At 62.8% G+C, this 12,339-nt stretch carries 11 protein-coding genes; 7 read left to right on the top strand and 4 right to left on the bottom strand.

The genetic code is table 11. The features are described from left to right. Positions 1-5 precede the first annotated feature (5 nt). Positions 6-467: a TonB system transport protein ExbD gene (gene exbD, locus ACWGTO_RS26005; protein ID WP_454577655.1), complete on the top strand. Its 462-nt coding sequence runs from the start codon at positions 6-8 to the stop codon at positions 465-467. After that, positions 464-1,435: a TonB family protein gene (locus ACWGTO_RS26000; protein ID WP_454577654.1), complete on the top strand. Its 972-nt coding sequence runs from the start codon at positions 464-466 to the stop codon at positions 1,433-1,435. Before exbD ends, ACWGTO_RS26000 begins: the two co-directional genes overlap by 4 nt. 119 nt (positions 1,436-1,554) lie before the next feature. On the opposite strand, the gene ACWGTO_RS25995 is transcribed toward ACWGTO_RS26000, so the two are convergent. Further along, positions 1,555-2,448 (bottom strand): HNH endonuclease, encoded by an 894-nt coding sequence (locus ACWGTO_RS25995; RefSeq protein ID WP_454577653.1) that lies wholly within the window; start codon positions 2,446-2,448, stop codon positions 1,555-1,557. Between the two features lie 253 nt (positions 2,449-2,701). Between ACWGTO_RS25995 and ACWGTO_RS25990 the strand changes: the two genes are divergently transcribed. Beyond that, on the top strand, positions 2,702-3,652 hold the full coding sequence (locus ACWGTO_RS25990; RefSeq protein ID WP_454577652.1) for a hypothetical protein: 951 nt from the start codon (positions 2,702-2,704) through the stop codon (positions 3,650-3,652). Positions 3,653-3,680: 28 nt separating this feature from the next. After that, positions 3,681-4,892 (top strand): hypothetical protein, encoded by a 1,212-nt coding sequence (locus tag ACWGTO_RS25985; protein WP_454577651.1) that lies wholly within the window; start codon positions 3,681-3,683, stop codon positions 4,890-4,892. Between the two features lie 58 nt (positions 4,893-4,950). Here ACWGTO_RS25985 and ACWGTO_RS25980 read toward each other — a convergent pair whose 3' ends face one another. The 3 genes from ACWGTO_RS25980 to ACWGTO_RS25970 all read right to left on the bottom strand — a co-directional run bounded on the left by ACWGTO_RS25980 (position 4,951) and on the right by ACWGTO_RS25970 (position 9,526). Next, a complete protein-coding gene (locus tag ACWGTO_RS25980) occupies positions 4,951-8,376 on the bottom strand; it encodes an acyl-[ACP]--phospholipid O-acyltransferase (RefSeq protein ID WP_454577650.1) in 3,426 nt (1,141 codons plus the stop codon). 95 nt (positions 8,377-8,471) lie between these two features. Next, positions 8,472-8,759 carry a YiaA/YiaB family inner membrane protein gene (locus ACWGTO_RS25975; RefSeq protein ID WP_454577649.1) on the bottom strand — a complete coding sequence of 96 codons (288 nt, stop codon included), beginning with the start codon at positions 8,757-8,759 and terminating at the stop codon, positions 8,472-8,474. Positions 8,760-8,839: 80 nt separating this feature from the next. Then, entirely contained in the window at positions 8,840-9,526 is a 687-nt protein-coding gene (locus ACWGTO_RS25970) for a PspA/IM30 family protein (protein WP_454577648.1), read from the bottom strand. Positions 9,527-9,634: 108 nt separating this feature from the next. On the opposite strand from ACWGTO_RS25970, the gene ACWGTO_RS25965 reads away from it, so the two are divergent. The 3 genes from ACWGTO_RS25965 (at position 9,635) to ACWGTO_RS25955 (ending at position 12,309) form a co-directional block, all read left to right on the top strand. Further along, the gene (locus ACWGTO_RS25965) at positions 9,635-10,243 is read left to right on the top strand and encodes a TetR/AcrR family transcriptional regulator (protein WP_454577647.1); all 609 of its coding nucleotides are present in this window, start codon (positions 9,635-9,637) and stop codon (positions 10,241-10,243) included. Positions 10,244-10,348: 105 nt separating this feature from the next. After that, a complete protein-coding gene (locus ACWGTO_RS25960; protein ID WP_454577646.1) occupies positions 10,349-10,825 on the top strand; it encodes an acyltransferase family protein in 477 nt (158 codons plus the stop codon). After that, positions 10,822-12,309: an acyltransferase family protein gene (locus ACWGTO_RS25955; RefSeq protein ID WP_454577645.1), complete on the top strand. Its 1,488-nt coding sequence runs from the start codon at positions 10,822-10,824 to the stop codon at positions 12,307-12,309. Before ACWGTO_RS25960 ends, ACWGTO_RS25955 begins: the two co-directional genes overlap by 4 nt. The last annotated feature ends 30 nt before the right edge of the window (positions 12,310-12,339 follow it).

Raw genomic sequence — 12,339 nt, 5'->3', positions numbered from 1 at the left:
AGGCCATGGCGGCCAGAATTCGCGAGAACATCGACGGCGATCTCGAGGAAAACCACGAGATCAACGTTACGCCGTTCATCGATGTCATCCTGGTGCTGCTGATCATCTTCATGGTCGCGGCGCCTTTGGCGACGGTCGACGTCAATGTCGACCTGCCGGGTTCGACCGCGACGCCGGCGCCGCGGCCGGAAACGCCGTTGTTCCTGACGTTGAAGGACGATCTGACGCTGGCGATCGGCAATGACAGCGTTCCCCGCCAAGCCTTTGCGGCTGTGCTCGACGGCAAGACAAAGGGCGACAAGCAGACCCGCATCTTCCTGCGCGCCGACAAGGCGGTCGGCTATGGTGAGCTGATGGAGGTGATGAATCTCCTGCGCGGAGCCGGCTACCTGAAGATCGCGCTGGTCGGACTGGAGACGGCGCCGGCGGGTGCCGCGCCGCCGCCGCAACCGGGCGCCGCCCCATGACGTATCTGGCTGCCGCCGTTACCATGGCCGATCCGCCGCGCACTGGCGCGCGCGAGATCGGTTTGTGGACGGTTGCGGCCATTCTCATTGTCGGCGCGCATGTGGCGATCGCCTATGCCGTGCAGAGCTTCACCCTGGCCAACGAGATGGATGGCGGCCCACCGCCAGCGATGGCGATCGAGCTGTCGCCTCTCGCGCCGGCGGTGCAGGAGGATTCGGTGCCCGACGTGGCAACGCCGGAGCCGCCGAACCAGGTCGAGGAGACCGAAGCCGATATAGAACCCGCGCCCAAGCCCGTTGTAGAGCCCGCACCCGAAGCCGAGGCCGATCAGGCCGAGCCCGTCGCCGAAAAGCCGGAAACCGTGCCGCCCGACGTGACCGCTCCGGCCGAGATGACCGAACAACTCGAACAGCCGCCGTTGGACGAGGTTGTGCCCGAGATCGTCCAGACCGTGGCGCCGGACGTGATCATCCCGCTGCCGCAGCCGAAGCCGAAAGAAGACAATCCTGTGGAGGAAAGGACCGCCGGGATGGCGAAGAAGCCGGTCGAAAAACCTGGACAGCGCCCGGAGAAGGACAAGAAGGAAAAGGCGGCGCGGACGAAGGCGCTGATGACGGCCAGCGTCGATGCAAAGCCGGCTGCCAAAGCATCTACGCCGAAGGCGTCGCAGTCGAGCTCGCGATCAGGCGACGCCGACAGATGGAACGCCTCGCTGCGGTCATGGATCCAGCGGCGTACGCACTATCCGAACGCGGCAAGGCCGAGGCGGGCCAAAGGCACGGTCAATGTCAGCTTCGTCGTCAACGCCTCAGGCAGGGTGACCTCGGCCTGGCTGGCGCGCTCCTCGGGCGACCCGGATCTCGACCGCGCCGCGCTCAGCGTACTGCAAGGCGCCACGGTGCCCACGCCGCCGCCCGAGAAGGTCGGCGCCGTGGTCGCGCCGATCGTGTTCAGTTTGAGGGATTAGGATCGATCGTCGGGACGGGGATTAGGTCTGGTCAAGGGAGTCGCTTCGCAAGGCTGGAGCAGTAGATCCCGAGCGGGGGGTTGGTGGAGCCCGAAGGGGTATCCAGTAATTGCGCTCCGTCACTGCTTAAAGCAGTGCTCGCGATGCCATTGCAGAAAATGAGGATGGGGGCGTTCGACCGGTCGGCGGGGCGGAAGCGCACGGCCGGTTTTGTTGACGAACGCCCGCACGCTCTCGTGGTCATTGACCTGTCGCGAGATCAGGATTTCCAGGTCATCACTCAGACCGATTAGTCCACGATCGAACATCCAATGCGCAGTGCCGGAGAGTGCAATCCCGTTACCGACAATGTCCGGGCCACTCGCTTCGACAGGCCGAATATGGGCGGCAGCAACCTCTGCACGGCCACGGCCGTTTATTAGCTTAAGCCCCGTGATCGCACAGCGTTCGTCATAAGCGCGTAAGATAATGCTGCGGAAAACGCGGTCACGCACCAGCCTTGATCCGATATAGGCGACGCGGTCACGGCTCTGCTCGAACTGGAACGGAACCTGCTCCTCTTCGAACTCAAAACCGATCTCATCGACACGCGGCAGCAGCGGTTCGCTCTGGTCTAACCCTAGATCGACAATTCGGTTGAAGTCGCTTGGACTGAGCGGACGAACCGCCGATTGGGCGCGGCCAGAAATCTGCCCTTCATCGTTGAGCAAACCTCGTTCTACGAGCCCATCCATCGCACTAAACGGAACCGGATTGACGAAATCGAGGTAACTCGCTGGTTCGATCAGAGCGAGATACATGCCCTGGACTGTAGGGTCGGGGATGACCTGCTGGACCTTGGCCATCGCGAAATAACCACGTGTGTCCGCTACCTTCCGAGGCTCGTAGTATATGATCCAGTCGCCGACACATGCTTCGACGCGACGCAGGTACTGGCTCGGGAACTGATATTGCTCAGCCGGGCTGTCGTCGTAGATCGAATCTGAGCGATGAATGAAAATCCCGAATCCCATGGACTTTCAATACTGCAATCTTTGAAAATTCGCATTACGCCTTGGCGTCGGCAGTTACCATCTTGTTGCCGCAGAAAGTCTGGACCGCTGGCCGATTTTTACCAGCCAGAAGCTACGCCGCCCTCGGAACGCCCGCCAATCGCAGCCATTCCTTTACCCTATCGACACCAACCCACCCCCATCCTCGCCAGATTTACGCCACCTTAGGCTCATACCCCCATCCTGCCCCCAACACTCTGCCCAGGGGAAAACCTTGCTCAAGGCGGTTCTGCAGCTGCTGCCGGGTCGGTTCATGGATGTGCGCATGCGCGTGTCCGACGGCTACGAGACGCGCGTCGTGGAGCGGCCCGGGCGCTGGATGCAGCCGGCCGAGCTGGAGCAATTGAGCGCGGATTTGCGGCTGGTGGCGTCGAAGACGCTGAAGGCCGGCAGCCTGACCTATGGCGTGTTTTCCGGTGACCGCAGCCGGCTGGAACATTCCATCATCACCATCGTCTACCGGCGCAGCGACGGGCGGCCGATTGCCTTCAATGCGCTGGCGCTGATGGAGATATCGCTGGCTGGCAAGCCCTATGAGGTGTTGCATCTCGGCCTGGTCATGGTCGATCCGGACGAGCGCAGCCGGGGTCTCAGCTGGATTCTCTACGGCCTGACCTGTTTCCTGATGTTCCTGCGCAATCAGCTGCGGCCGATCTGGATCTCCAACGTCACCCAGGTGCCGGCCGTCGTCGGCATGGTCGCCGAGGCCTTCAGCAATGTGTTTCCCGGCCTGCACGCCGGTGCGCGGCGCTCGCTCACCCATGTGCTTTTGGCGCGGCAGATCATGGCGCGTCACCGCCATGTCTTCGGCGTCGGTCCCGAAGCCGGTTTCGACGAAGAGCGCTTCGTCATCACCAATGCCTATACCGGCGGCTCGGACGATCTGAAAAAGACATTCGACGAAGCGGCCAAGCACCGCGACGAGACCTTTAACGCGTTCTGCCGCAACGAGCTCGACTATGGGCGCGGTGACGATGTGCTGCAGATAGGCCAGATGAGCTTCCAGTCCGCGCGCACCTATCTCGCCGACACGGTGCCGCGCGGCTCGCTTGCCGCCCTTGCCGTGGCGGGTGCGGCCGCCACGTTGCAGCGTCTGGTGCTGCCGGTTGTTCACTGGGCCGACTCCAGCCGCCAATGGAATGTGCTGAGACCATGGAGACGCTAGGCTTCTCTTTTGAGGGGCGCCTCGAGCCATGAACCTCGACGACACACTGGTCGCCGACACCATCACTTCGCTGGCTGCGCTGGCGGGGCTGCTGATCGTCATCTCGGTGGTGGGCGCGCGCGACACCGGCGATCCCTTGTCGAGACGTTTCCTGTTCGGCCTGAGGGTGCTGGCGGCGTTGCTCGCCTGCCGAATTCTCGACTGGACGACGGGCTTTGGCATCTTCCGCGTCGTCACCATCGTCGCGGCGGGCCTGCTGCCGCTGGCGGCGCTTTTGCTGACCGAAGGGCTTTTGCGCCGTCACGCGCCGTTTGCGCTTAAATTCTTCGCTGCCAGCGGCGCAGGGCTGTTCTTCCTGCTGGCGCTGATTCCCGATCGCTTCGCAGAGCCGTGGCGGATGGCGGCGCTGCTGGCCTTCCAGTTCGGTGGCTTTCTCGCCATCGGCTGGCTGGTTATGATGCGCGACCGCGACAGCCTGTCGGCGGCCGAAAACCGTACGGTGGAGCGCATGGCGCTGTCGCTGTTGTTGATCCTCCCGTTCATGGTCACCGACTATCGGCCCGGCCTGTTCGAAGTGCCGGTGCGGCTCGGCGGCATTGCCATCCTGTTCCTGTGCTGGCTGACGATCGGCCTTGGACGCGCCAGCCTCGGCCATCGCGACACGATCGGCGCCTTCGCCGTCATCGCACTGAGCTCGGTGTTTGCCGGGCTGGCGCTGGGCGGCATCGACGATCTCGGCTGGCGCGGCAGCGTGCAGGGCGTGGTGATCGTGCTGTCGGCGACGCTGCTGGCGGTCATCTACAATGACAGTGTCAGCCTCACCGCCGAAAAGCGCCGTGAGTCGCTGCTGAAGCATATGGCCGAGGGCGATCTGACCGATTCGGCGCGCTTCCTGCGCGGTCTGCAGCACCATATTCTCGTCGACGGCGCGCTGATCCTGAGGGACGCCGACCTCGGCGATTTCGACCTCAAGGTGCTGGCCCGGGCGCTGGAGCAGGAGCCGGTGCGTTCCGTCGCCGATGTGCAGCCGGATGCGCCTGTCGACCAGGACATACGCGAGCAGCTGGCCTGGCTGTTCGAAAAATACGAAGCGACGCATGTGCTGCTGGCCACGCTCGAACCGTTGACCGTGGTGGCGCTCAACATGCCGGCGCTGGCCTCGTCGCCGGGGCTGGAGATGGAGCTGCGCGCCGTCCAGCGCATGGCGATGCTGATTTCGCAGGGAGAAGCGAAAGGCTGACCGAGAAAAAAGGCCGGCAAGCGAGCCGGCCTTTTCTTCGTCAGATCGAGATGGCCGGTCAGGCGGCCCTGGTCTTCATGGCTTCTTCGTCGCGCACCATTTTAGTAACGGCGGCGAAGTCGAGCTTGCCGGAGCCGAGCACCGGCACGTTCGGGACGACCCGTACCTCGGCCGGGACCATCAGGTCCATGGCGCCATTGGCCTTGGCGAAAGCGAGGAAATCCGCGCGGGTGGCGCCGGGAGCCTCGGTGATGAGGATCAGCTTTTCACCCTTGCGTGCGTCCGGCGCGGTGGCGACCGCCGACAGCGAGCCTTTCCACAATTCGCCGGCCAGCGCCTCGACAGCCGCCAGCGAGATCATCTCGCCGCCGATCTTGGCGAAGCGCTTGGCGCGGCCGCGGATGGTGATGAAGCCGCCCTCGTCGATAGCGACGACGTCGCCAGTGTCATGCCAGCCGTCTTCGAGCGGCTCGAGCACGCCGGGCTTCTCGGCCCGGAGATAGCCGGCCATGACATTGGGTCCGCGCACGAACAGTCGTCCGCCATCATCGACGCCGGGAACCGGGTCGAGGCGGTATTCCATGCCGGGCATGATCTTGCCGACGGTTCCGGAGCGGTTGTACATCGGCGTGTTGATCGAGATCACTGGCGCTGTCTCGGTGACACCGTAGCCCTCGAGGATGCGCACGCCGAACTTCTCCATATAGGTCATGCGCGTCGCCGCCTTGACCGGTTCCGCGCCGGCAAAGCAATAGCGTATCGAGCGGAAGTCATAGGGATGCGCGGTGCGCGAATAGCCGGAAAGGAACGTATCGGTGCCGAAGATGATCGTCGCGTTCGAGGCGTAGATCAGTTCCGGCACGATGCGATAGTGCAGCGGCGAGGGGTAGAAATAGACCGGCACGCCGGAGATCAGCGGCAGCACAGTGCCCGCCGTCATGCCGAAGGAATGGAAGATCGGCAGCACGTTGAACACCTTGTCGCCCGAATGGAAATCGATGCGCGACGCCGCCTGGGCGGCATTGGCCAGGATGTTGCGGTGGGTCAGCACGACGCCCTTGGGCGTGCCTTCCGAACCCGAGGTGAACAGGATCACCGCCGGATCGTCGGGCAAGCGCTTCGCGCGCGGCGTCGACTTGCGCAGCAGGCCGAGCAGCTTGTCCTTGAGACCGATGGTCTTCCTGAGATCGTCGAGCCAGACGATCTCGACCGAACGACCGAGTTCCTCGACCACGGCGCCGAGCTTTGCCTGTTCGACGAATGCGCGGGAGGTGAGCACGGTCCGGACTTCGGCCGCTTTGCAGGCCGACAGTATGTTGGCGGCACCTGCGGTGAAGTTCATCATCGCCGGGACCTTGCCCGCCGACATGACGCCGAGCAGGGCTGCGCAGGCGCCGTTGGCGTTGGGCAGCATGATGCCCAGCGTCTGCTGGTCGGCATACATGTTCTGGAACTTCTCGCCGAGCACGGCAACGGCCGTCAAAAGCTTGCCGTAGCTGAGCGAGCCGGTGACCGGATCCTCGACGGCGAGCTGCTTCATGCCGCGTTCGTTGGCTGTCTGGATGATTTTTTCCAGCACGGTCTTGTCGATGTCCTGGGTGCGGAAGACGAGATCCGACATCACCTGGTAGAGGGCAGAGCCGGCCGCGGCGCGACGCTTGCGGCCCTTCAGCTCCTGCGGCACTTCGAGCTTGACCGGTTCCAGAATGGTCACCTTGACCTTGGGGAACAGACGGCGGCGCACATGCTGCGAGGACAGCCGCGAGAAGTAGGTCTTCTCCAGCCCGTCGATGCGCACCGGCACAACCATCGAGCCGGTCTTGTCGGCGACCATGGCGGCGCCGTCATAGACCTTCATCAGGCCGCCGGTGACAGTGATGCGGCCCTCCGGGAAGATGACCAGCGGGTCGCCACCCTGCACGACCTTGATCAGCGTGCGGGTGGACATTGGCTTGGCCGGATTGAGCGGCAATGCGCGGGCAAGTTTCATGAACGGCTTCATCCACCAGGCCTGGGCGATGAAGTAGTCGATGGCGAAGACGGGCTCCTCGTCGGTCAGCGTCAGCGCCATCGGACCGTCGAGGAAGCTGACATGGTTGAGCGCCAGGATCGGCGCCTTGCCGGCCGCCTTGAGGTTGTCCATGCCCTCGACCTCCAGGCGCAGAAAGGCGCGGAACAGGATGGAGACGAAGTCGCGGAAGGGATTGGTCGGCAGGAATTTCAGCATCAGCCAGGCGGCAATCGCATTGGCCCCGGCGAGGCCGAACAGAATGCCACCGGTGGAGACTTTCGTCTGGATCACGGCGACAATGATACCGCCGACCGTCATGAAGCCGGCATTGACGATGCTGACGGCAGCGACGACGCGGGCGCGACGCGCTTCGGGCGACCAGGCCTGCACGGCGGCGAAGGTCGGCACCACCAGGAAGGCGGCTGCAATGGCCATGCCGGCGAGGTCGATGGCGACGCGGATCGTGTTCGGACCAGCGAAGAATGCGCCAAGGGTTTCGGCCGCCGGCGAAGGCGTCATGCTTGAGATGGTCCAGGCCAAATGCAGGCCGAACAGCGCCAGCAGCGCCGTGCCGACCGGAGCCGGCAAAAGCACGATGCGGCCCTGAGACATCCAGGCGGCGATGGCCGAACCGATGGCGATCGAGACGGCGAACACGGCGAGATAGACGGTGACGGCCATTTCGTTGCCGCCCAGCGAATCCTTGATCAGCGTCGGCAGGATCGACAGCACGATGGCGCCGATCAGCCAGAACCAGGACGTCATCAGACCGGCGCGCCAGATGCGCATGTCGCTGCGCAATTCGGCCACCTGACGCCAGGTCGAGCGGAGGATGTTCCTGTCGATGACGAGGTCGGGCGCCGCCGAACCGGTGGATGGGATGTAGCGGCTGACGAGCCAGCAGCCGACGGCGAGCGCCATCATGATCGGTCCGAACACCGCGACGCCGATGCCATCGGCGGAAACGACGCCGCCGGCGATGGTGCCGCCGAGGATGGCGGCAAACGTGGCCGATTCGATCCAGGCGTTGGCCTTGGGCAGTTCCTTGCGCTCGAGGTGATCCGGCAGGATGCCGTATTTGATCGGCCCGAACAGCGCCGAGATGATGCCGAACATCAGCAGTGCCACCATCAGCACAGGAATGGACGACAGCGCGATGCCGGCGACGGAGACTGCGGCCGCGGCGATCTCGGCGAATTTCAGACGCTTGGCTATGAGGGCCTTGTCGAAGCGATCGGCGATCTCGCCGCCAAGCGCAGACAGAAGCAGGAAGGGTGCCATGAAGACGGCGCCGGCCAGGGTGACCAGGGACGCCGCCTGGTCCGCCGCCAGCGTGAACAGAATAAGGAACACCAACGTGTTCTTGAGGAAATTGTCGTTGAAGGCGGACAGGAACTGCGTCCAGAACAATGGCGCAAAGCGCCGGGACGTCATCAGATGAGCTGTGGGACGATTGATCGGAGCGATTTCCATAGCGGCGGTTTCCATTGGGGCAAGACCGTTGAAAATCCTGACGGGATCGATCAGCGGTCTTGCGCGGTTTGAGCCTATGTGTAGCGGGAACCCGGTTACACTTCGTTACTGCGGCTGACATCCATCAGCAGCTTCTCGGTCTTGGCGTCTTCCAGCCGGTTGATGAAGCGGCTTGCCTCTTCCGAGTCGCGCAGCGTCTTGGTGATGGTGATCGAGGTGTGCACGAGCATGATGGCGGCCATGGCATAGAAGCCCTTTGCGGCGAAACTTGCTTCCATGAAGTAGATGCCGCCTGCCATCATCACAGCGGCAACAGCGAAACTGGCCATGGTGAAGGTCTTCCAGGCGCTTGAATCCTTGGGGGAATAGGTGTTCGGGGTCATCGGTAAAATCCTTTCGTTTCAGGGTTAGGTTGGTTGGGCGTGGGTCTGTTTCAGGCCGGATACAATCAGGCTGGGTAGAATCAGGCTGGCTTGGCCATCTTGGCGGCGAGGCGCTGGAGTACGGCTTCGGCGCTGGTTCTCAGCGGCGCGCCGCAGCCGGCGGCCGCCAGCTTCTCGCTGACCGCGGCGGGATCGCCCGACTGCTCCATCTCGGCCATGGCGGCCGCGGTGGCGTCGATGTGCTTTTGCCTTGTGCGCAGGCGAAGCAGCGTCTCCTCGGCGTCCTTGAGCGCCGAGAGGCTTGAGCCCGGAGCGCTTTCGCGCAGGCGCTGGGTCGAGTCGACCGCGGCAACAATGCGCTGGCCGCGCTGCAGTTCGCGCAGCCGCATTTCAGAGACGCGAATAATCCGCTTCAATCGTTCGATCTCGGTGCTGAAGCTCCTCTGCGCCTCGTCGGAGGCGTCGCGTTCGGCTTCCAGCATGGCGATGGTTTCGGCCGCCTCGCGGGCCAGTTCATTCTGGCCCCGCTCGATCGCGGCGATCGTGCGCTTCTCCAGATCGTCGATGCGAACGACCAGCTTCTTGAACTGCAAGACTTCCTCTTCGTTCTGGGCGATGGCAATTGCGACTGCCCGGCGGGCAGCAGCAATGGCGTCGGCGCAATCGCGGATCTGCTGGCGCAGGATCACCAGGGCGTTGCGGTCGACGACCGTCTCGGCGGCTTCGTAGCTTCGGCCGCGGACGAGAGCAAAAAACTGTTTCAACATTTCCGTTTCTCCTCTATGAACGTTGTTCACGAATGCAAGGTAACACATCGTGAACAGCGTTCAAGAGATAAATGAACGATGTTCATAAATTCCGCATAAGGAAGGTTAATGACCGCAAAACGGGACGCCAAACGCGAGAATTTGAAGGGCAGGCTGATCGAGGCGACGCAAGCGCGTATCCAGATCTCAGGTCTGGCCGGATTGCGCGCACGCGACATCACGGCCGATTCCAGCTGTGCGCTGGGTGCGCTCTACACGGCCTTCGCCGACCTCGACGAGCTCATCCTGCACGTCAATTCGATCACGCTGGCCAGGCTGGGAGTGGCTTTGGAACAGGAGTCGACCGGCGCCGCCGAGCCGAGGGCAAGGCTGAAGGCGCTGGCCTGGGCCTATCTCGGCTTCGCGCGTGACAATCGCATGGCGTGGAAGGCATTGTTCGAACACCGTATGGCGCCTGGTGTGGCCGTGCCCGACTGGCACCTGGCCGAGCATGCGGTGCTGATCCAGCATCTGGTCGAGCCGCTTGCTCGGCTACTGCCGGCGTTGGACACACCGGAGCTTCTGGCCCGCGCCCGCACACTGTTCTCTGCCGTCCACGGCATCGTCGCCATTTCGCTCGAAGACCGTTTCATCGGCTTGGCGCCCACCGACCTCGAAAGCGAGCTGCTGGGTTTCGTCGACACGCTGGTGAGCGGGCTGGAGACGGAAAGGGAATGAGCTGCGGCGATCGGCTCTTTGCCTTGCCGATTTCTGCCCTTATGAAGATCGCGGCCAGAAATGCCCTGTTGGTTCAGGCCGGCTGAAGCAATTAGGGGATCTTCGTTGACAATCGATCAGGAACGTCGGTTTCGGCCCGAAATACAAGGGCTGCGCGGACTGGCCGTCGCTCTGGTCGTTGTTTTCCACTTGTGGCCCAGTGTGCTTCCCGGCGGTTATGTCGGCGTCGACGTCTTTTTCGTCATTTCGGGCTATCTGATCACCGGCCTGCTGGCTGAGATGGCGCTGCGCGAGGGCCGTATCTCGCTGATCGAGTTCTATTCGCGGCGAATCCGCAGGCTTTTGCCGGCCGCGATCCTGGTGCTTCTCATGACGCTGCTCGGCACCCTGCTGTTCATTTCCAAGGCACGCTGGGAGGAAACCGCCAAGCAGATCCTGGCCAGCGCGCTCTATGTCGAGAACTGGCGTCTTGCCCACGAAGCTGTCAGCTACCTCGACGCCGACAATCTGCCGACGCCGGTGCAGCATTACTGGTCGCTTCCATTGAAGAGCAGTTCTACATCGTCTGGCCGGTACTCATGATCGGCGTGATCTGGCTGGCGCGGCGATGGCAGCTCTCCTTGAGACGAAGCCTGGCGACGACATTGTCGCTTGCTTTCATGGCATCGCTTGTCGCCTCGATTGTCCTGACGAAAACTGACCCCGCCCAGGCCTATTTCGTCAGTCATACACGCCTGTGGGAATTGGCGCTGGGCGGCCTGTTGTTGCTTGGCGAGCACCGGTTTCGGCTGGGCGCGGGTGCAAGCCGGCTGTTGGCGCTTGCCGGTATCGCCGGCATCCTCGCATCCGCCTTTTTGTTTTCCGCAGCGACACCATTCCCCGGCCTCAGTGCGTTACTGCCAACCCTGGCCACCATGCTCGTCATCCTGGCTGGCGAGGTCCAAGCCGGTCGATTTCGTGGGCTCGATTTGTGGCCGCTTCGCTTCATCGGCGATCGGTCGTACTCGATCTATCTCTGGCATTGGCCGCTGATCACATTCTTCCTGGGACAGGGCCATTCGCTGACATTTGCCAGTGGTGTCGGCCTGATTGCGGTGACCCTGGTCCTGTCGGACCTGTCTTATCGCCATGTCGAACAACCCTATCGGCAATCCCGGGGCGGTGCCTGGTGGAAACCGCTGGGGTACGGCACCGTCGCAGTACTCACATGCGTGGTTGCATCCGCCAGCCTGCTGCTTTTTCTGAAAGCAGAACGCATCGACACCGCGCTGATCGGCACGCCTTCCTACCCCGGGCCTGCCGCTCTCGTCTTCGGCGCTGCTGTTCCGGACGGCCTGAATCTTCTGCCGCCATTGGCCCAGCTCAGAAGGGACGTGCCGGTCGTGTATGCAACGAAGTGCCACCAGGAGGAAAGCTCTGAGCCCAAACGATGCTCTCTCGGCGATGCGGCGGGTACGAAAACCATTGTCCTGGTGGGAGATTCTCATGCAGCCCAGTGGGTGCCGGCTCTGGACAAGATCGCCAAGGACCGCAAATTCAAACTGGTTACCTTTACAAAATCCGCCTGCCCATTCAGCCGCGTGGCCATCATGGCGGATGGCAAACCGAACGTGTTATGCGCGCAGTGGCACGAAAAGGTGCTCACCGAGATACTCAAGCTGAAACCGGATCTGATAGTCACTAGCCAGTCCAACTACGGATCGGTGCCGCAAGACACGATGGTCGAAGGGCTGCGAAGTCTCTGGAGCACGTTGACGGAAGCTGGTTCGCAAATCGTCGCCATTCGCAACACGCCCTACATGAAATTCGATCCGGGCGATTGCTTGAGTTCGACGCCAACGAAATGCGTCACCAAGCTGGGCGACATTGAGCGGAGCGACGTGTTGGTGTTGGCCGCGGAGGGACAGAAAAATGTGCGCGCCATCGACATGATCGACGCCATCTGCGGGCCGCGACTATGTCCGGCGGTCGTCGGCAACATCATTGTCTGGCGTGACAATCATCATCTAACGGCCAGCTATTCGCTTGCCTTGGCCCCCTATCTCGCATCCAGGCTCGGCCTTTGACGCAATTCCTCAGGGGAAGCGCAACGCGCT

This window comes from Mesorhizobium sp. PL10 (genome assembly GCF_053714315.1).
This window is presented reverse-complemented; position numbering and strand designations above follow the sequence as displayed.

Bases quoted from the DNA above. Each gene is read 5' to 3' on its own strand.
- ACWGTO_RS25995 (WP_454577653.1), bottom strand. From the start codon at position 2,448: ATGGGATTCGGGATTTTCATTCATCGCTCAGATTCGATCTACGACGAC.
- ACWGTO_RS25955 (WP_454577645.1), top strand. From the start codon at position 10,822: ATGATCGGCGTGATCTGGCTGGCGCGGCGATGGCAGCTCTCCTTGAGA.
- ACWGTO_RS25975 (WP_454577649.1), bottom strand. From the start codon at position 8,759: ATGACCCCGAACACCTATTCCCCCAAGGATTCAAGCGCCTGGAAGACC.
- exbD (WP_454577655.1), top strand. From the start codon at position 6: ATGGCGGCCAGAATTCGCGAGAACATCGACGGCGATCTCGAGGAAAAC.
- ACWGTO_RS25970 (WP_454577648.1), bottom strand. From the start codon at position 9,526: ATGTTGAAACAGTTTTTTGCTCTCGTCCGCGGCCGAAGCTACGAAGCC.
- ACWGTO_RS25980 (WP_454577650.1), bottom strand. From the start codon at position 8,376: ATGGAAATCGCTCCGATCAATCGTCCCACAGCTCATCTGATGACGTCC.
- ACWGTO_RS25965 (WP_454577647.1), top strand. From the start codon at position 9,635: ATGACCGCAAAACGGGACGCCAAACGCGAGAATTTGAAGGGCAGGCTG.
- ACWGTO_RS26000 (WP_454577654.1), top strand. From the start codon at position 464: ATGACGTATCTGGCTGCCGCCGTTACCATGGCCGATCCGCCGCGCACT.
- ACWGTO_RS25985 (WP_454577651.1), top strand. From the start codon at position 3,681: ATGAACCTCGACGACACACTGGTCGCCGACACCATCACTTCGCTGGCT.